The following is a 19,996-nucleotide window of genomic DNA, read 5'->3' as shown; positions in this document are numbered from 1 at the left end:
ACAGCGGCGTCCGGCAGACCGGCTCAGCGTTTGAGCGAAGGCGCCGGCTGGGTGATTTCCATCGGTGTATCGGTCTTGCTGGCCCACAAACTCTGGGCGTAACCCGTGGTAACGACCCCAAGGCCGAACAGAATGACCAAGATCCACAACAAATCCGGTTTGCGTTTCATCGATTGCCCCCCTCAAGGCATATCACACACGATGACAGCAGCGGTTTTCTTATTGGCCGTGCAGCAGCGTAAAGCTTGGAAGGCCGGCATTTTGCGGCAACCGGCATCAACACGCAAACTCTGGCGTCAACCGACTGTCGGTTTGTCATAAGATCGCTGAACTTTTTTTATTATTACCGCCCAGGAGTAGAAATCATGGCCTATTGGCTGATGAAATCCGAGCCCGACGAATTATCCATCCAGGGTCTGGAAAAGCTCGGTCAGGCGCGATGGGACGGGGTTCGCAACTACCAGGCGCGCAACTTCTTGCGGGCCATGGCGGTGGGCGATCAGTTCTTTTTTTACCATTCCAGCTGTCCCGAGCCCGGCATCGCCGGAATCGGCAAAATCGTCAAGGCCGCCTATCCCGACCCCACGGCCCTGGAACCTGACAGTCATTACTTCGACCCAAAGGCCAGCCCGGATAAAAATCCCTGGACTGCAATCGACGTGGCCCATGTCCAAACGTTTCCCCGCGTGCTCAAGCTCGACTATCTCAAGCAGCAAACCGCCCTGGCTGAAATGCCGCTGGTGCAAAAAGGCTCGCGACTGTCGGTGATGCCGGTGACGGCTGAGCAGTGGGAGGCGGTAATTGCCTTATGCTGATCCTCCATGAGTTGATGGATATCAAGCTGGGCCGGTAACGGATCCAGCAGACTGCAACGCTACAGCCGCAGGATGCCGGACATGTCGACAAACCACCGTAGCTCTCGCTTTTTCGCCCTCGCCTTGATGGCGCTGTTGTTGGCCGCCGGAGGGTTTGGCTATTGGAAGTCGCGCCAGGATCGCCTGCCCGAAGGCCTAAGCATGGGCAATGGGCGTTTGGAGGCCACCGAAGTCCAAATCGCCAGCAAGACACCCGGGCGCCTGGCCGACGTTCATGTTGACGAAGGCGATGTCGTCAGCAAGGGCCAACTTCTGGCGCGCATGGACACCCGCACCCTGGAGGCCCAGCGAAGCCAGGCCGAAGCCGAAGTAACGCGTGCCCGGGAAAACCTGTCCGCTGCCCAAGCCAATGTGCAACTGCGCCAGAGCGAACAATTGCTCGCCCACCAAGAACTCAAACGCACCCAGGAACTGTTCAGGCGCGGTTACGCCAGTGCCCAGGCGATCGACCAACAACAAGCCCGTTTCGACACGGCTAACGCCGCGGTCAATGCTGCCCAGGCCCAGGTGTCGGCAGCGGCCGCAGCCATCGGTGCGACCCAGGCCCAGGTTGCCCAACTGACCAGCGAAATCGACGACAGCAGCCTGCGCGCCCCCATTGACGGTGTGATTCAGTTGCGCCTGGCCGAGCCGGGCGAAGTGCTGGGCGCCGGTGGCCGGGTATTGCTGATGATCGATCCGAACGATCAATACATGAACCTGTATTTGCCGGCGTCCGTGGCCGGGAAACTGGCGGTGGGCGATCAGGCGCGTCTGCTGCTCGACGCCCTGCCCGATCGACCATTGCCGGCAACGGTCAGCTTCGTCGCGGCCAAATCCCAGTTCACCCCCAAAGAAGTCGAAACCCGTGACGAGCGCCAGAAACTGGTGTTCCGCGTCAAGATACGCCTGACGCGGCCCGGCGAAGTGCCCCAGGCAAAACCGGGCATGCCCGGCGCCGGCTACGTGCGCACGGCCCCCATTGACTGGCCGGCCAACTTGCAATGAGCGCCGCTGTTGGCGAACCAGCCCTGCACGTCAGGGGCCTTGAGCACCATTACGGCCAGCTGACAGCCTTGAGCGATATCGCGTTCAGTCTGCCCATCGGCACTCGTTGCGGCCTGATCGGCCCGGACGGGGCGGGAAAATCCAGCCTGCTGGGGCTGATTGCCGGGGTCAAGAAACACCAGACAGGCGAGTTACAGGTGCTGGGGGGGTCAATCGAGGATCGACGTCATCGCAATACGCTTTATCGACGCATCGCCTTCATGCCCCAAGGGCTGGGGGGCAATCTTTATCCTGATTTGTCGATAAGCGAGAACATCCGGTTTTTCGCCACGCTGTTCGGGCTTTCGCGGGCTGAATGCGAACAGCGCATGGGCAAGCTCCTGTTGGCGACCGACCTGCAGCGTTTTGCCGAACGTCCGGCGGGCAAACTGTCGGGGGGCATGAAACAAAAGCTCGGCCTGTGTTGCGCGCTCATCCACGAGCCGGACCTGCTGATTCTCGACGAACCCACCACCGGCGTGGACCCGTTGTCGCGCCGGCGCTTTTGGGAGCTGATCGAAGACGTGCGCCGGCAACGACCAAAACTGACCCTGCTGGTCGCCACGGCTTACATGGAGGAAGCCGAACAGTTCGAGCATTGCCTGATGCTCGACAACGGCCGTTTGATCGCCAAGGGCTTGAGCGCCGAACTGGCTGGCGTCACCCCCGACGGCAAGCTCGACTCGGCTTTTACCTATTTCCAGGGTGACAGCGGCCACAACACCGCGCCACTGACGATCCCCCCCAGGACTGACAACGCCGACATCGCCATCCAGGCCCACGACCTCACCTTGCGCTTTGGTGATTTCACCGCAGTCGACAAGGTCAGCTTCGCGATCGGTCGCGGTGAGATCTTTGGCTTTCTGGGCTCCAACGGTTGCGGCAAGACCACCACCATGAAGGTGTTGACCGGGCTGATGCCCGCCAGCGAAGGCAGTGCCCGGCTGCTGGGCAACCCGGTCAACGCCAAGGACCTGGCCACCCGCAAACGGGTGGGCTTCATGTCTCAGAGTTTCTCGCTGTACGGCGAACTGAGCGTGCGCCAGAACCTGGCCTTGCATGCGAAGCTGTTCGATCTGCCCAAGGCCGAAAGCGACGCGCGCATCAACGAGCTGATCCAGCGCTTCAATCTCCAGAGCCTCGCCGACCAACCTTGCGGCGCGCTCCCTTTGGGCCTGCGTCAGCGCTTGTCCCTCGCCGTGGCGGTGCTGCATCGCCCGGAAGTGCTGATCCTCGATGAACCGACCTCAGGCGTTGACCCGGCCGCGCGGGACGACTTTTGGCGACTGCTGATTGAGCTGTCCCGCGAACAGGGCGTGACGATATTTCTTTCCACGCATTTCATGAACGAAGCCCAACGCTGTGATCGCATTTCGCTGATGCACGCCGGCAAAGTCCTGGCCTGCGACACACCAGCAGCCCTACAGGCGCAGTTCAACGGTCAGACGCTGGAGGCTGCGTTTGTCACCTGCCTGGAACAGGCCCAGGGTGAAGCACAGCAAGACACCGCCCCCGTGCCCCTCGACAATGCCGGCACGCCGCAGGACCGGCACGGCTTCAGCCTCGGGCGCCTGTGGGCCGTCGCCAGCCGGGAAGGCAAGGAGCTGCTGCGAGATAAGGTACGCATGGCCTTCGCCTTGCTGGGAGCCCTGTTCATGATGGTGATCTTCGGCTACGGCATTTCATTGGACGTGGAAAAGCTCGCCTTCGCCGTGTTCGATCAGGATCAAAGCCCGCAAAGTCGCGCTTATCTGGAAGCTTTTCGCAGCTCGCGCTATTTCGAGGAGCAGCCGGTTATCCAGGACGCGAACGCGCTGCATCGGCGCTTGCAACGTTCGGAAATCAAACTGGCCCTGCAAATCCCACCCGGTTTCGGCCGTGACCTGTATGCCGGTCGGCAACCCACCGTTGGCGCCTGGCTGGACGGCGGCATGCCGTTTCGCGCCGAAACCAGTCGCAACTACGTCCAGGCGGTGCATCAGGCCAATCTCGAACAACGGGTTGAACAGAGCAGCTCGGCGCTAAACCAGCAAAGCGCAGCCAGCCTGGAGACCCGGTTCCGCTACAACCAGGACGTGGTCAGCGTGAACGCTATCGGTCCAGGCGTGATGGCGTTGATCCTCGCGTTCATTCCGGCCATGTTGACGGCCCTGGGGATCGTGCGGGAAAAGGAGTTGGGCTCAATCACCAATTTCTACGCCACACCGTTGACCCGCCTGGAGTTCCTGCTGGGCAAACAGGCGCCCTATCTGGCGGTCAGCCTGATCAATCTGGCCCTGCTGACGGCGATGAATCGCTGGCTGTTCGGCGTGCCATTCAAAGGCAGCGGCCTGACGCTGGCGTTGGGCGGGCTGCTCTACGTACTGGCAACCACCAGCATGGGGTTGTTGATCTCGGCGTTTACCCGCACCCAGATCGCAGCGATCCTCGGCACCATGATCATCACCAGTCTTCCGACCATCCAGTTCTCAGGGCTGATCGTACCGCGCTCATCCCTGGACGGGGCAGCCTCGGTGATGGGCCAGTTGTTTCCCGCCGGTTATTTCCTGGACATCGCCGTCGGCACTTTCACCAAGGCCCTGGACCTGCGCCAGCTATGGCCGCAATGCCTGGCGCTACTGGGCTTTTTTCTGGTGTTCACCGGGCTCAGCCTGGTCATGCTGAAAAAACAGGAGGCCTGATGCACAAGTTTTCGCATATCTGGCGTCTTGGCCTCAAGGAACTGACCAGCCTGCGGTATGACTCCGTCCTGCTGCTGTTTTTGGGCTACGCATTCACCGTGGCGATCTACATGCCGGCCGCAGGCTCGGTGATCGGCGTCCACAACGCCAGCGTGGCGGTGGTGGATGAAGACCAAAGCCATCTCTCACGTCAATTGATCCAGGCGCTGCAACCGCCGGAATTCCAAAGCCCAGTGGCCTTGCCCTATGCCGAGCTGGACAAGGTCATGGACAGTGGCCGCTACACCTTCGTCATCAATGTGCCCGCCAACTTTCAGGCCGATCTGCTCGCCGGACGAGAGCCTGCGCTGCAACTCAACGTTGATGCCACAGCCATGAGCCAGGCGTTCATGGGCGCCGGCTACATCGGGCGGATTTTCCAACAGGAACTGCTGACCTACAGCGGGCAGGCACAAGCAAGCGCACAAACGCCCGTGAAGCTGACCACCCGAGCGCTGTTTAACACCAATCTTGAGGGCGGGTGGTTTCTGGCTGTGATCCAGATCGTCAACAACATCACGATCCTGGCCATCATCCTGACGGGCACCGCGCTGCTGCGCGAGCGCGAGCACGGCACCCTCGATCACCTGCTGGTGCTACCGCTGACAGCACTGGAAATCATGCTGGCGAAAATCTGGAGCAACATGCTGGTGGTGGTGCTATGCACCTGGGCCTCGCTGGAAATAATCGTCAAGGTCGCCTTGGGCGTGCCGCTTGCCGGCTCCATGTTGCTATTTCTGCTGGTGACCGCGCTCTACCTGTTCGCCAGCACCGCCCTGGGCATTTTTCTCGCCACCCTGGCCCGCTCAACGCCGCAGTTCGGTCTACTGTCGATCCCGGTCATCATACCGATGCTGCTGTTGTCGGGCGGCAGCACGCCGCTCGATAGCATGCCGCAATGGTTGCAATGGGTGATGCAAGGTTCGCCTTCGACCCATTTCGTCAGCCTCAGCGCGGCGATTCTATTCCGGGATGCGAGCGTTAGCGTGGTATGGCCAGACCTGCTGGCACTGGCGGCAATCGGGCTCTTGTTCTTTTTCATCGCCCTGGGACGGTTTCGCAAAAGCCTGGCGTCCTGATAAAAAGCAGCCTTCGTCAGCGCCTACCGATTCGTGGCGCTGTCGGGGCTACGATCCAGCCGATTTATTGAATGATCAGGTTATTGAACAACAGATCATCCACCATCGGCTTGCCGGTCTCGTCGTTCATCACCTGCTGCGTCTGCTTCAAGGCTTCCTGACGCAGTTTTTCCTTGGCTTCGAGGTTGTTCATCGCCTCGGTGGTCTGCTGGGCGAACAACGCCACCAGTTGGTTGCGGATCAATGGCTCGTTGGCCTTGACTGCCGCAGCGGCTGCGTCACCGGTCACACGCAGGGCCACATCGGCCTTGTACACCCTCAGCTTCGCCGAGCCGTCCAGGCCATAATTGCCCACGAACGGCGGGCTGAGGGTGATGTAACTGACCTTCGGCGCCTCGCCTTCTTTGGCTTCTTCGGCCATCGCCGTCACAGGCAACGACAGAGCCAGCATCAACATGATCCACGCTTTCACATTCGACTCCTCATACGGTTTGCGGCCCAGCATACCGACCCGCCGTTCAAGCACAAGCTTATGGCCGGCTATCAGGGCGGGGCATGCTCGTTGACCCGTTGACTCTCACACCTACACTTATCGGCCATCACTCCCAAAGGAATAGCCCTGATGAAAGCCGTGCTGTGCAAAGAATTCGGTCCTGCCGAATCGCTGGTGCTGGAAGACGTCGCCAGCCCCGTCGCGAAGAAGAACGAAGTGCTGCTGGACGTGCATGCCGCCGGGGTGAACTTCCCTGACACGCTGATCATCGAGGGCAAATATCAATTCAAGCCCCCCTTCCCGTTTTCCCCTGGCGGCGAAGCAGCGGGCGTGGTCAGCGCGGTGGGTGAAAAAGTCAGCCACCTGAAGGTCGGTGACCGGGTGATGGCGCTGACCGGTTGGGGCAGCTTTGCCGAACAGGTGGCGGTGCCTGGCTACAACGTGTTGCCGATCCCGGCGTCCATGGACTTCAACACCGCTGCCGCCTTCAGCATGACCTATGGCACCTCGATGCATGCCCTCAAGCAACGGGCCAACCTGCAACCTGGCGAAACCCTACTGGTGCTCGGCGCATCCGGCGGCGTCGGCCTGGCGGCGGTGGAGATCGGCAAAGCCATGGGCGCCCGGGTGATTGCCGCCGCCAGCAGCGCAGAGAAACTGGCCGTGGCCAAGGCCGCCGGCGCCGACGAACTGATCAACTACAGCGAAACCAACCTCAAGGATGAAATCAAACGCCTCACCGACGGCCAAGGCGCCGACGTGATCTACGACCCGGTGGGCGGCGACCTGTTCGACCAGGCCATTCGCGCCATCGCCTGGAATGGCCGGCTGCTGGTGGTCGGCTTTGCCAGCGGGCGCATCCCCGAGCTGCCCGTGAACCTGGCCTTGCTCAAGGGCGCCGCCGTGGTGGGTGTGTTCTGGGGCTCCTTCGCCCAACGCCAACCCCAGGACAACGCCGCCAACTTCCAGCAATTGTTCGACTGGTTTACCGAAGGCAAGCTCAAGCCGCTGGTCTCGCAGGTGTATCCACTGAGCAACGCCGCCCAGGCGATCAACGACCTGGGCCAGCGCAAGGCTGTGGGGAAGGTCGTGGTGCAGGTGCGTTGAAGCCAATCAAGCGGTCCGGGTGCCGGAGGCTGCGGACCGCATGATTGTTGAACCTGGCCACGTTGAACCTGGCCACAAGGCAATTCCGACAGCGCCATCAGCGTATGCCTGAGCGACATGTTCATTTAAGAACATTCATCAAGGGGAATTTCCACTGTTTTGACGATGAGAAGCGGTGCTATTTTCGGTAACGAAACTGTAACATTCGCATCCGCAGTCATAACAAGAATCTGGAGCCCTTGAATGTTTGCTTTCTTTCGTCCTGCCGTACATCAGGCGCCCCTGCCTGAAGAAAAAATAGACAGCACCTACCGACGCCTTCGCTGGCAGATTTTCGCCGGTATCTTCATCGGCTACGCCGGGTATTACCTGCTGCGCAAAAACTTCTCCCTGGCCATGCCGTACCTGATCGACGAGGGCTACACCCGAGGTCAGTTGGGCCTGGCCATGTCGGCCATCGCCATCGCCTACGGGCTTTCGAAGTTCCTGATGGGCCTGGTGTCCGACCGTTCCAACCCGCGCTATTTCCTGCCGTTCGGTTTGCTGGTGTCGGCGGGGGTGATGTTCATTTTCGGTTTCGCGCCTTGGGCAACCTCCAGCGTCACCATGATGTTCATCCTGCTGTTCATCAATGGCTGGGCTCAGGGCATGGGTTGGCCGCCCAGTGGGCGGACCATGGTGCACTGGTGGTCGCAGAAAGAACGCGGCGGCGTGGTGTCGGTCTGGAACGTGGCGCATAACGTCGGCGGGGGCTTGATCGGGCCGTTGTTCCTGCTGGGGATGGGCTGGTTCAATGACTGGCATGCGGCGTTTTATGTACCGGCGGCCGTGGCGCTACTGGTGGCGCTGTTTGCCTTCGCGACCATGCGCGACACCCCGCAATCGGTAGGCCTGCCGCCGATCGAAAAATACAAGAACGATTACCCGGAAGGCTACGACGCCAGTCACGAAAACGAGTTCAGCGCCAAGGAAATCTTCGTCAAGTACGTGCTGCGTAACAAAATGCTCTGGTACATCGCCATGGCAAACGTCTTTGTTTACCTGCTGCGCTACGGCGTGCTGGATTGGGCGCCCACTTACCTCAAGGAAGCCAAAGGCTTCACCGTGGATAAAACCTCCTGGGCGTACTTTTTGTATGAGTGGGCAGGCATCCCCGGCACGTTATTGTGCGGCTGGATGTCGGACAAAATCTTCCGCGGCAACCGGGGCCTGACGGGCATGGTGTTCATGGCGCTGGTGACCGTGGCGACGCTGGTGTACTGGCTGAACCCGGCCGGCAACCCGACCGTGGACATGGTCGCCCTGGTTTCCATTGGCTTCCTGATCTACGGCCCGGTCATGCTGATCGGTTTGCAGGCCCTGGAACTGGCACCGAAGAAAGCCGCCGGCACTGCGGCAGGTTTCACCGGGTTGTTTGGCTATTTGGGCGGCTCAGTCGCAGCCAGTGCTGCCATGGGCTACACGGTGGACCATTTCGGCTGGGACGGTGGGTTTGTGTTGCTAGTGGGTGCTTGCCTGTTGGCGATGGCGTTCCTCGCGCCAACCTTGTGGCACAAGCAAATCGCCAGTCAGCGCCGCGAAGCGGTGGCCTGATCCAGGGCTGATTTGCAGCGTTTGAGCCGCGCCTCCAGATTCCGGTCTGGCATGGCGTGGCTGCGCAGGGCGTGGATGGTCTGCTCGACATAATCGCGAGTGGTGCCATAGCGCCCACAGGCGCTTTCGAACACCTGGCTCAGCACATGGTCCGGCAAGTTGCCGGCATAGCTGGGCAGGTGCCGCTCCAATACAAACCCCAAGGCCTGCACCCGGCTGCCATCCTCGAGACGACAACTGAGCCAGTGCGGACGATAGGACGGGAAAGGCATCTCGCGCTGCCACAGGGCGAACAGCGAATCCTCAAGATTGTCCTGCGGCAATCGATAGGCAAAACCGCTGCACGAACCGCCGCGATCCAGCCCAAACACCAGCCCCGGCAACTCGGGGGTGCCACGGTGTTCGTGAGACCACAAATACAAACCGCGATGATAACCGTGGACCCGGCCGCGCACCCGCTCTACCGCCGTGCATTCCGGCCGCCAGATCAGCGAACCGTACGCAAACAACCAGACCGGCCCGCCTTGATGCAGGCTCATGGTCAATTGCATCGAGGCGAGCAATTGCTCACGGGTCAGCGGCGCCCCCAGGTCGAGGCGTGGCGGGTATGGCGCACAAGTAAAGGCGGATTCGATAACGGTCATGGCCGGTAGCGGTTGGCTCCTCGCGGTTCATGAAGCTGGATGATGCGCCGTCATGACACTGACGCTTGTCAGGAGCAAGGCAAATTAAATGCCATGAATGCCCATGAACGAGGGAATTCTGATATTGCGTAGGAACTGTCGAGCGAAGCGAGGCTGCGATCTTTCCCCAGACAGTTGAATCTCAAGCGAAAGATCAACAGATCGCAGCCTCGCTTCGCTCGACAGCGCCTACGCCCGCGGTGCATAGGCAAATACATCGGCGCGCATTTGGTGGGCGTCCATTCCGGCATCGACCAACGCGTCGAGGGTGGCATAGATCATGGCCGGCGAGCCGCTGGCGTAGACATGCACGCCCTTGAGATCGCTGATGTCCTCGCACACGGCTTCGTGAAGCATCCCACAGCGCCCTTCCCAGCCACACAAGTCGCTGACGACTTTGTGCAGGAACAGGTTAGGCAGCGTTTTCCACTCGTCCCAATGTTCGATTTCATAGAAATCTTCCGGGCGCCGCACGCCCCAATACAGATGCACCGGGTGCTTGAAACCCGCTGCGCGGCAATGCTCGATCAGGCTGTGCATCTGCGCCATGCCAGTACCGGCGGCAATCAACACCAGCGGACCCTCCGGCAACTCGGACAAATGGGTGTCGCCAAAGGGCATTTCGATGCGCACATTGGGGTTACGCTGAAGTTGCTCCAACAGCGTCTGCGCACTGTTTTCGCGCACTAATACATGCAATTGCAGCTCGCGCCCCGAATGCGGCGCCGAGGCCAGGGAAAACGCCGATTTCTCGCCATTCTCCCGCTCGATCATCAGGTACTGCCCCGCGTGATAGCGCGGCGGCTTGCCCGCCGGTGCGCGCAGGCGTACTCGCCAGACATCACCGCCCACGTCGGCGCATTCAGTGACCTGGCACGCCAGGCTGCGCACGGGCAACTCACCCGGTGACAGCACGCCATCCCACAGCACCACGCAGTCCTCCAGAGGCTCGGCAATGCAGGTGAAAATCTCACCGTGATCGCGCACTTCTCCCGCCTGCTCCACGCGGCCTTCCACTAGCAGCGCACCGCAGACATGGCAGTTGCCATTGCGGCAGCTTTGCGGGCACTCATAGCCCAGGCGTCGCGCGCCATCGAGAATCCGCTCGGCGGGCCGGATATCCAACACCGCCCCGGAAGGCTGCAAGGTTACACGCATCAATCTATTCCTAACTGATTCCAGATGGCATCGACCCGTTGGGTAACGGCTTCATCCTTGACGATCACCCGGCCCCATTCACGGGTGGTTTCACCGGGCCATTTATGCGTGGCATCGAGTCCCATCTTCGAGCCCAGGCCGGACACCGGCGAGGCGAAGTCGAGGTAATCGATCGGCGTATTCTCGATCATCACCGTGTCACGCTTGGGGTCCATGCGCGTGGTGATGGCCCAGATCACGTCGTTCCAATCCCGTGCGTTGATATCGTCGTCAGTGACAATAACGAACTTGGTGTACATGAACTGTCGCAAAAACGACCAGACCCCCAGCATGACCCGCTTGGCGTGCCCTGGGTACGACTTCTTCATGGTCACCACGGCCATGCGGTAAGAGCAACCTTCCGGCGGCAAGTAGAAGTCGGTGATTTCGGGAAACTGCTTCTGCAGGATTGGCACGAACACCTCGTTCAGCGCCACCCCGAGAATGGCCGGCTCATCAGGTGGACGGCCGGTGTAGGTGCTGTGGTAAATCGGCTTGATCCGATGCGTCATGCGCTCGACGGTGAACACCGGAAAGCTGTCGACTTCGTTGTAGTAGCCGGTGTGGTCGCCGTACGGACCTTCATCGGCCATTTCGCCGGGATGGATCACGCCTTCAAGAATAATCTCGGCCGTGGCCGGGACTTGCAGATCGTTGCCACGGCATTTCACCAGTTCGGTGCGGTTGCCGCGCAACAGCCCGGCGAATGCGTATTCGGAAAGGCTGTCAGGCACTGGCGTGACAGCGCCGAGAATGGTCGCCGGGTCCGCGCCCAGGGCCACGGACACCGGAAAAGGTTGCCCAGGATGTTTTTCACACCATTCCCGGTAATCCAGCGCACCACCACGGTGGCTCAGCCAGCGCATGATGACCTTGTTCCGGCCAATGACCTGCTGACGGTAGATACCGAGGTTCTGACGATCCTTGTTCGGACCTTTGGTGACGGTCAGGCCCCAAGTAATCAGCGGCCCCACGTCGCCCGGCCAGCAGGTCTGCACCGGCAACATTGCCAGGTCGACATCGTCGCCTTCGATCACCACTTCCTGGCAGATGGCGTCCTTGACGACTTTCGGCGCCATGGAAATGATTTTGCGGAAAATCGGCAGCTTGGACCACGCGTCCTTCAGGCCTTTGGGCGGCTCAGGCTCCTTGAGAAACGCCAGCAGCTTGCCGATTTCGCGCAATTCGCTCACGGCTTCGGCGCCCATGCCCAGCGCTACGCGCTCCGGCGTGCCGAACAGGTTGCCCAGCACCGGGATGTCATAGCCAGTCGGGTTCTCAAACAATAGCGCCGGGCCTTTGGCTCGCAGCGTACGGTCGCAGACCTCGGTCATTTCCAGTACGGGGGACACCGGCACCTGGACGCGCTTGAGTTCGCCGCGCTGTTCCAGACCGCTGATAAAGTCGCGCAAGTCGCGATACTGCATGCAAAAGCCTCATGGTAGCCGGGGCGTCGGGGGCCCGAGTTTAACGCCGCCCGTTCAAAATAGTGAATGCACGGATAGCAAAAAGCCGGGTTTCCCCGGCTTTGCTGCCCTGCCTGATCGATTACTTGCGTTTCATCGACAGGAAGAACTCATCGTTAGTCTTGGTCTGCTTCAACTTGTCGACCAGAAACTCGATGGCAGCGACTTCATCCATAGGATGCAGGAGCTTGCGCAGGATCCACATACGCTGCAGCTCGTCGTCGGCGGTCAGCAACTCTTCGCGGCGGGTGCCGGAACGGTTGATGTTAATGGCCGGGAAGACGCGCTTTTCAGCGATCTTGCGATCCAGAGGCAGTTCCATGTTACCGGTGCCTTTGAATTCCTCGTAGATCACTTCGTCCATCTTCGAACCGGTTTCAACCAGTGCGGTGGCGATAATGGTCAGCGAGCCGCCTTCTTCGATGTTGCGCGCAGCACCGAAGAAACGTTTCGGCTTCTCCAGGGCGTGGGCATCGACACCACCGGTCAGCACCTTGCCGGAGCTCGGGATCACAGTGTTGTAGGCACGGGCCAGACGGGTGATAGAGTCCAGCAGGATCACCACGTCCTTCTTGTGTTCGACCAGGCGCTTGGCCTTCTCGATCACCATTTCGGCAACCTGCACGTGGCGGGTCGGCGGCTCGTCGAACGTCGAGGCAACCACTTCGCCGCGCACGGTGCGCTGCATCTCGGTCACTTCTTCCGGGCGTTCGTCGATCAGCAGCACGATCAGATGAACTTCAGGGTTGTTACGAGCGATGTTGGCCGCGATGTTCTGCAGCATGATCGTCTTGCCCGCTTTCGGCGGCGCCACGATCAGACCGCGCTGGCCCTTGCCGATGGGTGCGCACAGGTCGATGACCCGGCCGGTGAGGTCTTCGGTGGAACCGTTACCGGCTTCCATCTTCATGCGCACGGTCGGGAACAGCGGGGTCAGGTTCTCGAAGAGAATCTTGTTCTTCGCGTTTTCCGGACGGTCGAAGTTGATCGTGTCGACCTTGAGCAGTGCGAAGTAACGCTCGCCTTCCTTCGGAGGGCGGATCTTGCCAACGATGGTGTCACCGGTGCGCAAGTTGAAACGACGGATCTGGCTCGGCGAGACGTAGATATCGTCTGGGCCGGCAAGATAGGAAGCGTCTGCGGAGCGGAGAAAGCCGAAGCCGTCCTGGAGAATCTCCAGCACGCCATCACCGGAGATTTCCTCGCCGCTTTTCGCGTGCTTTTTGAGCAGGGAGAAAATCACGTCCTGCTTGCGCGAACGGGCCATATTTTCTATGCCCATCTGTTCGGCCAATTCGAGCAGTTCGGTAATCGGCTTTTGCTTGAGTTCAGTCAGATTCATATAGGAATGACGTAATCATTTATGGAGGGGGGAAATTAAGCTTTTGGCTTAATGAGGCCGCGCCGCGGAGAAGGCGACAGGATCGCGTACTTATTCGAAAGGAGTGCGTCGGCGACGGCTTGCAGGGGGCAAAGGAGAAACCAGTGCGGGGCCGAATGTAACACCTGGGTTTGCGAGCGTCTAGCCCCGAGTAACGAAAAAAGCCCCGCGATTAGCGGGGCTTTTTCAACAGCATTCGGCGCTTAGATGTTGGCGTCGAGGAACGCGGCCAGTTGCGACTTCGACAGCGCACCCACCTTGGTGGCTTCGACGTTGCCGTTCTTGAACAGCATCAGCGTCGGGATGCCACGCACGCCGTGCTTGGCCGGAGTTTCCTGGTTCTCGTCGATGTTCAGCTTGGCAACGGTCAGCTTGCCCTCGTAGGTCTGGGCAATTTCGTCCAGGACCGGCGCGATCATCTTGCACGGACCGCACCACTCAGCCCAATAGTCGACCAGTACCGGGCCTTCGGACTTAAGTACTTCTTCGTCGAAGCTAGCGTCGGTAACGTGTTTGATCAGATCGCTGCTCATTGAAATCTCCGGGATTGTCAGCAAAAAAACGTGGCCCATCATAGCTGCCCTTACCGGGTTCAGGAAGCCGCAGTTGATTGAGTCTCGCTATGGTGTCCGATGTATTTGGGTATGATGCCCCTCATGGAGCAGCCGGGGCCACGAAGGAAATTCCGGTGCGCAGCGCGGCGTTACGTACATGTTCCTGCATGGCTTTTTGCGCCCCACCCGAAGCACGACGGGCCAGGGCCCGAAGGATCTTGCGATGCTCCTGCCACGTTTCCATTGCCCGTTCCGCTCGGATGAACGGTAGCTTCTGGCTTTCCAGAAAGATGTCGGCGCTGGCGGTGAGAATACTCAGCATCGCCTGGTTGCCGCTGGCCTGCAGGATTCGCCGATGGAACTCGAAATCCAGCCGCGCTGCGGCATCGAAATCCCCTGACTTGAGCTCCCGGCGCATGGCCTCGACGTTGTCCTCCAGTGTGTCGAGTTCATCGGCGCTCAGCGTGACCGCCGCCAACCCGGCCGCGAAACCTTCCAGGGCATAACGCAGCTGGAAGATATCCACCGGCGAAGCCTGGGCCGCGAACGGCCAACCCGGGGCCAGCTCGCTGCGCGAAACCTCCACCGCCGACTGCACGAACACACCCTTGCCCGGTTGCACGCTGATCACTCCCAATGCACTCAGCGATGAAAGCGCCTCACGCAGCGAGGCTCGACTCACCCCCAGTTGCAACGCCAGGTCCCGTTGTGACGGCAGCGCATCCCCGGGAGCGAAGCCTTCATCGACGATCAGTTTACGGATGGCTTGCAGGGCCACTTCGGGAACGGCGCGAGCGATGGAATTCATGATTTTTTCAGATGAACCGGGCCAGTGAGCGGCTAGTTGTAAAGCTAAACGCGGCGCCCGGCAAGTCGTGCTCCAGTTGGGTTCGACGGCAAATACCGACGCCCGATAACGGTGCGAAACGCGGCGCAACTGTTCAGACCAGTAAGACCTCATTCCGCCAGTAAAACCGTGGCTTTGGCAGATTAAAAACCAGCTTGGCATGGCCTGTGCTCTGTCCGAACGCAGAAATCACATCACCGATGCGGAGATTCGCCATGATTAAGCGTTACAGCGCCCTGCTTACCGCCTTGTTCGCCAGCCTGATGCTCACTCATCTGCCCGCTCAAGCAGACGGCCTGGAAGACGTGGTCAAGCGCGGCACCCTCAAGGTCGCAGTGCCCCAGGACTTCCCACCGTTCGGCTCGGTAGGCCCGGACATGAAACCTCGCGGCCTGGACATCGACACCGCGCAGCTGCTGGCCGACCAGCTCAAGGTCAAGCTTGAACTGACCCCCGTCAACAGCACCAACCGTATTCCGTTCCTGACCACCGGCAAGGTCGACCTGGTGATCTCCAGCCTGGGCAAAAACCCCGAGCGTGAAAAAGTCATCGACTTCTCCAGTGCCTACGCGCCGTTCTACCTCGCCGTATTCGGCCCGCCCGACGCCGCCATCAATGGCCTGGACGACCTCAAGGGCAAGACCATCAGCGTCACCCGTGGCTCCATCGAAGACATCGAGCTGACCAAGGTCGCTCCCCAGGGCGCCACGATCAAGCGCTTTGAAGACAACAACTCGACCATCGCCGCCTATCTGGCCGGTCAGGTGGACCTGATCGCCAGCGGCAACGTGGTCATGGTTGCGATCAGCGAACGCAACCCCAAGCGCGTCCCGGCGCTGAAAGTAAAACTCAAGGATTCGCCAGTGTATGTGGGCGTGAACAAGAACGAGCCGGCGCTGCTGGACAAGGTCAACCAGATCCTGGCCACTGCCAAAACCGATGGCAGCCTGGAGAAAAACTCCCAGACCTGGCTCAAGCAGCCGCTGCCGGCCGATCTCTGACCGTCGCTTGAGAGGTTGAGCATGGCTTATCAGTTCGATTTTATGCCGGTGGTGCAGAACACCGAGCTGCTGTTGCGCGGTGCCTTGTTCACCTTGGAGTTGACGGCCATCGGCGCGCTGCTCGGGGTGGGCCTGGGCATCGTCGGGGCCGTGGTGCGGGCGTGGCATATTCGTCCGTTCGCGGCGATCTTCGGCGTGTACGTGGAGCTGATCCGCAACACGCCATTCCTGGTGCAACTGTTTTTCATTTTCTTCGGCCTGCCGTCCTTGGGCTTGCAGATATCCGAATGGCAGGCAGCGGTACTGGCCATGGTGATCAACCTCGGCGCCTACTCCACCGAGATCATCCGCGCCGGCATCCAGGCCATCCCGCGGGGGCAACTGGAAGCCGCCGCAGCCCTGGCGATGAGCCGTTTCGAAGCTTTCCGTCATGTGGTGCTGCTGCCGGCGCTGGGCAAGGTCTGGCCGGCCCTGAGCAGCCAGATCATCATCGTGATGCTCGGCTCGGCGGTCTGTTCGCAGATCGCCACCGAAGAGCTGAGTTTTGCCGCCAACTTCATTCAGTCCCGTAATTTCCGCGCGTTCGAAACCTATGCACTGACCACGCTGATCTACTTGTGCATGGCGCTGTTGATCCGCCAGTTCCTGAATTGGGTAGGTCGCCGCTACATTGCCAGGAGCAGCCAATGAGCGATTTCACTTTCTGGGACGTGGTGCGCAATCTGCTCACCGGCCTGCAATGGACCCTGGCGCTGTCGCTGGTGGCGTTTATCGGCGGCGGCGTAATCGGCTTACTGGTCATGGTGCTGCGCATCTCCAAAAACGCCCTGCCCCGCAACATCGCCCGCACCTACATCGAGCTGTTCCAGGGCACACCGCTGTTGATGCAGCTGTTTCTGGTGTTCTTCGGAGTGGCCCTGGCCGGGGTGGAGATTTCCCCGTGGATGGCGGCGGCCATTGCCCTGACGCTGTTTACCAGCGCCTACCTGGCGGAGATCTGGCGCGGTTGTGTCGACTCGATTTCCAACGGCCAATGGGAAGCCTCGGCGAGCCTGGCCCTCAACCCACTGGAGCAGTTGCGCTACGTGATCCTGCCCCAGGCCCTGCGCATCGCCGTAGCGCCGACCGTGGGCTTTTCCGTGCAGGTGGTCAAAGGCACAGCCGTGACTTCGATCATTGGCTTTACCGAACTGACCAAGACCGGCGGCATGCTCGCCAACGCCACGTTCGAGCCGTTCATGGTCTATGGCCTGGTCGCCCTCGGTTATTTCCTGCTCTGCTACCCCTTGTCCCTCAGTGCGCGCTACCTGGAAAGGAGACTGCATGCCTCTGCTTAGAATTTCCGCCCTGCATAAATACTACGGCGATCACCATGTCCTCAAAGGCATCGACCTGAGCGTCGAGGAAGGCCAGGTCGTGGCGATCATCGGCCGCAGCGGTTCGGGCAAATCCACCCTGCTGCGCACCCTCAACGGACTGGAGTCGATCAACGACGGCGTGATCGAAGTGGATGGTGAATACCTCGACGCCGCCCGCGCCGACCTGCGCAGCCTGCGGCAGAAAGTCGGGATGGTGTTCCAGCAATTCAACCTGTTCCCGCACCTGACCGTCGGTGAGAACGTGATGCTCGCGCCGCAGGTTGTACAAAAAGTACCCAAGGCCAAAGCGGCTGAACTGGCACGCCAGATGCTGGAGCGAGTCGGACTCGGGGAGAAGTTCGACGCCTTTCCAGACCGCCTGTCCGGCGGCCAGCAACAGAGGGTCGCCATCGCCCGCGCCCTGGCGATGTCGCCAAAGGTGCTGCTGTGCGACGAAATCACCTCCGCCCTGGACCCGGAACTGGTCAATGAAGTGCTCGGCGTGGTGCGCCAGCTGGCCAAGGACGGCATGACCCTGATCATGGTCACCCACGAAATGCGCTTTGCCCGGGAAGTCGGGGACAAACTGGTGTTCATGCACCAGGGCAAGGTGCATGAGACGGGGGATCCCAAGGTGTTGTTCGCCGATCCGCAGACCGTAGAGCTGGCGAATTTCATTGGGACGGTCGAGCCCGCCTGATTTTCTCAGCCAAGGAACACTCTGTGGCGAGGGGATTTATCCCCGTTGGGCTGCGAAGCGGCCCCCAAACCAGGCAACTCGGCGTGCCAGGATGATTGAGTTCACAGCTTTAGGGCTGCTGCGCAGCCCAGCGGGGATAAATCCCCTCGCCACAAGGGCACCCTGCAAGCTGCTCTGGCTCAAGGGTTTGGATCAGGCGCGTTGGCGTAAGCGGTTGATCGTGGCAGGATGGCGAGGTTATCGACCGAGACTTTTTGAACATGCCGCCATCCCAAGCCAAGAATCTGTCCCTGATCGCTGCCATAGACCTGGGCTCCAACAGCTTCCACATGGTCGTTGCCAAGGCCCAGAACGGGGAAATCCGAATTCTTGAGCGGCTCGGCGAGAAGGTCCAACTGGCCGCCGGCATCGACGAAGAGCGCCAACTGAGCGAAGAATCCATCCAGCGCGGGCTCGATTGCCTCAAGCGGTTCGCCCAACTGATCAACGGCATGCCCCTGGGCGCGGTGCGGATCGTGGGCACCAACGCTTTGCGCGAGGCGCGCAACCGGGGTGAATTCATCCACCGCGCCGAAGAGATCCTCGGCCACCCGGTGGAAGTCATTTCCGGGCGTGAAGAGGCCCGTCTGATCTACCTCGGCGTCTCCCATACGCTGGCCGACACCCCGGGCAAACGCCTGGTGGCGGATATCGGCGGTGGCAGTACCGAATTCATCATTGGCCAGCGCTTCGAGCCTCTGCTGCGCGAAAGCCTGCAAATGGGTTGCGTCAGTTACACCCAGCGCTATTTCCGCGACGGCAAGATCACCCCGGCGCGCTATGCCCAGGCCTATACGGCGGCGCGTCTGGAAATCATGAGCATCGAACATGCTTTGCACCGCCTGACCTGGGATGAAGCCATCGGTTCCTCAGGCACCATTCGCGCCATTGGCCTGGCCCTCAAGGCAGGCGGCCACGGCACTGGCGAGGTCAACGCCGAAGGCCTGGCATGGCTCAAGCGCAAGGTGTTCAAGCTCGGCGACTCGGACAAGATCGATTTTGAAGGGATCAAGCCCGACCGCCGGGCGATTTTCCCGGCGGGCCTGGCGATTCTCGAAGCGATTTTCGACGCCCTCGAACTGCAACGCATGGACCACTGCGAGGGCGCCCTGCGCGAAGGCGTGCTCTATGACCTACTCGGGCGCCATCACCATGAAGACGTCCGTGAGCGCACCCTGGGCTCGCTCATGGAGCGTTACCACGTCGATCAGGAACAGGCCGCACGGGTCGAGCGCAAGGCGCTGCACGCTTTCGACCAGGTGGCCGACGATTGGGACCTGAACGACGGGGTCTGGCGCGAGCTGCTGGGCTGGGCCGCGAAGGTGCATGAGGTGGGCCTGGACATCGCCCACTATCACTACCACAAGCACGGCGCCTATCTGATCGAACATTCGGACCTGGCGGGTTTCTCCCGCGAAGACCAGCAGATGCTTGCACTATTGGTGCGTGGTCACCGGCGCAATATTCCCAGGGATAAATTCGCCGAATTCGGCAATGACGGCATCAAACTGATTCGTCTGTGCGTGCTGCTGCGCTTTGCAATCCTGTTCCACCACATCCGCGGTACCCAGGAAATGCCCCAGGTGGTCCTGCGCGCCGATGGAGCTGAGCTGGATGTGCTGTTTCCCGAAGGCTGGCTGCAAGAGAACCAACTGACCCAGGCTGACTTCGCCCAGGAAGCCGAATGGCTCACCCGAGTCGGGATTGCGCTGAACATCCACTGAGCCCCGCCACAACACAGATCTCTGTGGCGAGGGGATTTATCCCCGTTGGGCGCGAAGCGGCCCCAAAGAGTTGGAAGGTAATCAACCTGACACAACTGGCTGGCAGGTTTCAGGGCTGCTTCGCAGCCCAGCGGGGATAAATCCCCTCGCCAC

Annotated in this window: 19 protein-coding genes; 11 read left to right on the top strand and 8 right to left on the bottom strand. The window is 60.6% G+C overall.

The window, feature by feature from the left end; all coding sequences use genetic code 11:
• Positions 1-23: 23 nt before the first annotated feature.
• Complete coding sequence (locus tag AAIS01_RS11935; protein WP_092395219.1) at positions 24-170, bottom strand: hypothetical protein; 147 nt, start codon at positions 168-170, stop codon at positions 24-26.
• Between the two features lie 195 nt (positions 171-365).
• On the opposite strand from AAIS01_RS11935, the gene AAIS01_RS11930 reads away from it, so the two are divergent.
• The 4 genes from AAIS01_RS11930 to AAIS01_RS11915 all read left to right on the top strand — a co-directional run bounded on the left by AAIS01_RS11930 (position 366) and on the right by AAIS01_RS11915 (position 5,700).
• Complete coding sequence (locus tag AAIS01_RS11930; protein WP_343469123.1) at positions 366-815, top strand: EVE domain-containing protein; 450 nt, start codon at positions 366-368, stop codon at positions 813-815.
• 81 nt (positions 816-896) lie between these two features.
• Entirely contained in the window at positions 897-1,862 is a 966-nt protein-coding gene (locus AAIS01_RS11925; RefSeq protein ID WP_343469121.1) for an HlyD family secretion protein, read from the top strand.
• A complete protein-coding gene (rbbA, locus tag AAIS01_RS11920) occupies positions 1,859-4,582 on the top strand; it encodes a ribosome-associated ATPase/putative transporter RbbA (RefSeq protein WP_343469119.1) in 2,724 nt (907 codons plus the stop codon). The genes AAIS01_RS11925 and rbbA overlap by 4 nt, the downstream gene beginning before the upstream one ends.
• Positions 4,582-5,700 (top strand): ABC transporter permease, encoded by a 1,119-nt coding sequence (locus tag AAIS01_RS11915; protein WP_092452798.1) that lies wholly within the window; start codon positions 4,582-4,584, stop codon positions 5,698-5,700. Before rbbA ends, AAIS01_RS11915 begins: the two co-directional genes overlap by 1 nt.
• Before the next feature lie 64 nt (positions 5,701-5,764).
• On the opposite strand, the gene AAIS01_RS11910 is transcribed toward AAIS01_RS11915, so the two are convergent.
• Positions 5,765-6,172 carry a flagellar basal body-associated protein FliL gene (locus AAIS01_RS11910; RefSeq protein ID WP_343469118.1) on the bottom strand — a complete coding sequence of 136 codons (408 nt, stop codon included), beginning with the start codon at positions 6,170-6,172 and terminating at the stop codon, positions 5,765-5,767.
• 150 nt (positions 6,173-6,322) lie between these two features.
• Here AAIS01_RS11910 and AAIS01_RS11905 point away from each other — a divergent pair, with 150 nt between their 5' ends.
• Both AAIS01_RS11905 and glpT read left to right on the top strand, forming a co-directional pair.
• Positions 6,323-7,300, top strand: a complete 978-nt coding sequence (locus AAIS01_RS11905) for an NADPH:quinone oxidoreductase family protein (protein ID WP_343469117.1) — start codon at positions 6,323-6,325, stop codon at positions 7,298-7,300.
• A 243-nt stretch (positions 7,301-7,543) separates the two neighbouring features.
• On the top strand, positions 7,544-8,893 hold the full coding sequence (glpT, locus tag AAIS01_RS11900) for a glycerol-3-phosphate transporter (RefSeq protein WP_343469115.1): 1,350 nt from the start codon (positions 7,544-7,546) through the stop codon (positions 8,891-8,893).
• On the opposite strand, the gene AAIS01_RS11895 is transcribed toward glpT, so the two are convergent.
• From AAIS01_RS11895 to AAIS01_RS11870, 6 genes are all read right to left on the bottom strand, one after another.
• The gene (locus AAIS01_RS11895; RefSeq protein ID WP_343469113.1) at positions 8,869-9,537 is read right to left on the bottom strand and encodes a gamma-glutamylcyclotransferase; all 669 of its coding nucleotides are present in this window, start codon (positions 9,535-9,537) and stop codon (positions 8,869-8,871) included. The genes glpT and AAIS01_RS11895 overlap by 25 nt on opposite strands.
• Positions 9,538-9,765: 228 nt before the next feature.
• Entirely contained in the window at positions 9,766-10,734 is a 969-nt protein-coding gene (locus tag AAIS01_RS11890; RefSeq protein WP_092395192.1) for a CDP-6-deoxy-delta-3,4-glucoseen reductase, read from the bottom strand.
• Positions 10,734-12,200 carry a 4-hydroxy-3-polyprenylbenzoate decarboxylase gene (gene ubiD, locus AAIS01_RS11885; protein WP_343469112.1) on the bottom strand — a complete coding sequence of 489 codons (1,467 nt, stop codon included), beginning with the start codon at positions 12,198-12,200 and terminating at the stop codon, positions 10,734-10,736. The genes AAIS01_RS11890 and ubiD overlap by 1 nt, the downstream gene beginning before the upstream one ends.
• Positions 12,201-12,321: 121 nt before the next feature.
• Entirely contained in the window at positions 12,322-13,581 is a 1,260-nt protein-coding gene (gene rho / locus AAIS01_RS11880) for a transcription termination factor Rho (protein WP_025216061.1), read from the bottom strand.
• A 242-nt stretch (positions 13,582-13,823) separates the two neighbouring features.
• Positions 13,824-14,153, bottom strand: a complete 330-nt coding sequence (gene trxA, locus AAIS01_RS11875) for a thioredoxin TrxA (protein ID WP_343469111.1) — start codon at positions 14,151-14,153, stop codon at positions 13,824-13,826.
• A 121-nt stretch (positions 14,154-14,274) separates the two neighbouring features.
• On the bottom strand, positions 14,275-14,982 hold the full coding sequence (locus AAIS01_RS11870; RefSeq protein ID WP_214913881.1) for a FadR/GntR family transcriptional regulator: 708 nt from the start codon (positions 14,980-14,982) through the stop codon (positions 14,275-14,277).
• Between the two features lie 254 nt (positions 14,983-15,236).
• Here AAIS01_RS11870 and AAIS01_RS11865 point away from each other — a divergent pair, with 254 nt between their 5' ends.
• The 5 genes from AAIS01_RS11865 to ppx all read left to right on the top strand — a co-directional run bounded on the left by AAIS01_RS11865 (position 15,237) and on the right by ppx (position 19,843).
• Positions 15,237-16,022: a transporter substrate-binding domain-containing protein gene (locus tag AAIS01_RS11865; RefSeq protein WP_214913883.1), complete on the top strand. Its 786-nt coding sequence runs from the start codon at positions 15,237-15,239 to the stop codon at positions 16,020-16,022.
• Between the two features lie 21 nt (positions 16,023-16,043).
• Positions 16,044-16,712 carry an amino acid ABC transporter permease gene (locus AAIS01_RS11860; protein WP_092452819.1) on the top strand — a complete coding sequence of 223 codons (669 nt, stop codon included), beginning with the start codon at positions 16,044-16,046 and terminating at the stop codon, positions 16,710-16,712.
• Positions 16,709-17,359 (top strand): amino acid ABC transporter permease, encoded by a 651-nt coding sequence (locus AAIS01_RS11855; RefSeq protein WP_343469110.1) that lies wholly within the window; start codon positions 16,709-16,711, stop codon positions 17,357-17,359. The genes AAIS01_RS11860 and AAIS01_RS11855 overlap by 4 nt, the downstream gene beginning before the upstream one ends.
• Positions 17,346-18,080 (top strand): amino acid ABC transporter ATP-binding protein, encoded by a 735-nt coding sequence (locus AAIS01_RS11850; protein WP_343469109.1) that lies wholly within the window; start codon positions 17,346-17,348, stop codon positions 18,078-18,080. The genes AAIS01_RS11855 and AAIS01_RS11850 overlap by 14 nt, the downstream gene beginning before the upstream one ends.
• Positions 18,081-18,340: 260 nt before the next feature.
• Positions 18,341-19,843 (top strand): exopolyphosphatase, encoded by a 1,503-nt coding sequence (gene ppx, locus AAIS01_RS11845; RefSeq protein WP_343469107.1) that lies wholly within the window; start codon positions 18,341-18,343, stop codon positions 19,841-19,843.
• Positions 19,844-19,996 lie beyond the last annotated feature (153 nt).

This window comes from Pseudomonas halotolerans (assembly GCF_039581215.1).
Taxonomy (GTDB): domain Bacteria; phylum Pseudomonadota; class Gammaproteobacteria; order Pseudomonadales; family Pseudomonadaceae; genus Aquipseudomonas; species Aquipseudomonas tehranensis.
Note: the sequence above shows the minus strand (reverse complement) of the source record. Positions and strands in the feature narration are given on the sequence as shown.

What these genes read in the sequence shown, in the direction of transcription:
- AAIS01_RS11935 (WP_092395219.1), bottom strand. Translation starts at nt 170, where the DNA reads ATGAAACGCAAACCGGATTTGTTGTGGATCTTGGTCATTCTGTTCGGC.
- AAIS01_RS11930 (WP_343469123.1), top strand. Translation starts at nt 366, where the DNA reads ATGGCCTATTGGCTGATGAAATCCGAGCCCGACGAATTATCCATCCAG.
- AAIS01_RS11925 (WP_343469121.1), top strand. Translation starts at nt 897, where the DNA reads ATGTCGACAAACCACCGTAGCTCTCGCTTTTTCGCCCTCGCCTTGATG.
- rbbA (WP_343469119.1), top strand. Translation starts at nt 1,859, where the DNA reads ATGAGCGCCGCTGTTGGCGAACCAGCCCTGCACGTCAGGGGCCTTGAG.
- AAIS01_RS11915 (WP_092452798.1), top strand. Translation starts at nt 4,582, where the DNA reads ATGCACAAGTTTTCGCATATCTGGCGTCTTGGCCTCAAGGAACTGACC.
- AAIS01_RS11905 (WP_343469117.1), top strand. Translation starts at nt 6,323, where the DNA reads ATGAAAGCCGTGCTGTGCAAAGAATTCGGTCCTGCCGAATCGCTGGTG.
- glpT (WP_343469115.1), top strand. Translation starts at nt 7,544, where the DNA reads ATGTTTGCTTTCTTTCGTCCTGCCGTACATCAGGCGCCCCTGCCTGAA.
- AAIS01_RS11895 (WP_343469113.1), bottom strand. Translation starts at nt 9,537, where the DNA reads ATGACCGTTATCGAATCCGCCTTTACTTGTGCGCCATACCCGCCACGC.
- AAIS01_RS11890 (WP_092395192.1), bottom strand. Translation starts at nt 10,734, where the DNA reads ATGCGTGTAACCTTGCAGCCTTCCGGGGCGGTGTTGGATATCCGGCCC.
- ubiD (WP_343469112.1), bottom strand. Translation starts at nt 12,200, where the DNA reads ATGCAGTATCGCGACTTGCGCGACTTTATCAGCGGTCTGGAACAGCGC.
- rho (WP_025216061.1), bottom strand. Translation starts at nt 13,581, where the DNA reads ATGAATCTGACTGAACTCAAGCAAAAGCCGATTACCGAACTGCTCGAA.
- trxA (WP_343469111.1), bottom strand. Translation starts at nt 14,153, where the DNA reads ATGAGCAGCGATCTGATCAAACACGTTACCGACGCTAGCTTCGACGAA.
- AAIS01_RS11870 (WP_214913881.1), bottom strand. Translation starts at nt 14,982, where the DNA reads ATGAATTCCATCGCTCGCGCCGTTCCCGAAGTGGCCCTGCAAGCCATC.
- AAIS01_RS11865 (WP_214913883.1), top strand. Translation starts at nt 15,237, where the DNA reads ATGATTAAGCGTTACAGCGCCCTGCTTACCGCCTTGTTCGCCAGCCTG.
- AAIS01_RS11860 (WP_092452819.1), top strand. Translation starts at nt 16,044, where the DNA reads ATGGCTTATCAGTTCGATTTTATGCCGGTGGTGCAGAACACCGAGCTG.
- AAIS01_RS11855 (WP_343469110.1), top strand. Translation starts at nt 16,709, where the DNA reads ATGAGCGATTTCACTTTCTGGGACGTGGTGCGCAATCTGCTCACCGGC.
- AAIS01_RS11850 (WP_343469109.1), top strand. Translation starts at nt 17,346, where the DNA reads ATGCCTCTGCTTAGAATTTCCGCCCTGCATAAATACTACGGCGATCAC.
- ppx (WP_343469107.1), top strand. Translation starts at nt 18,341, where the DNA reads ATGCCGCCATCCCAAGCCAAGAATCTGTCCCTGATCGCTGCCATAGAC.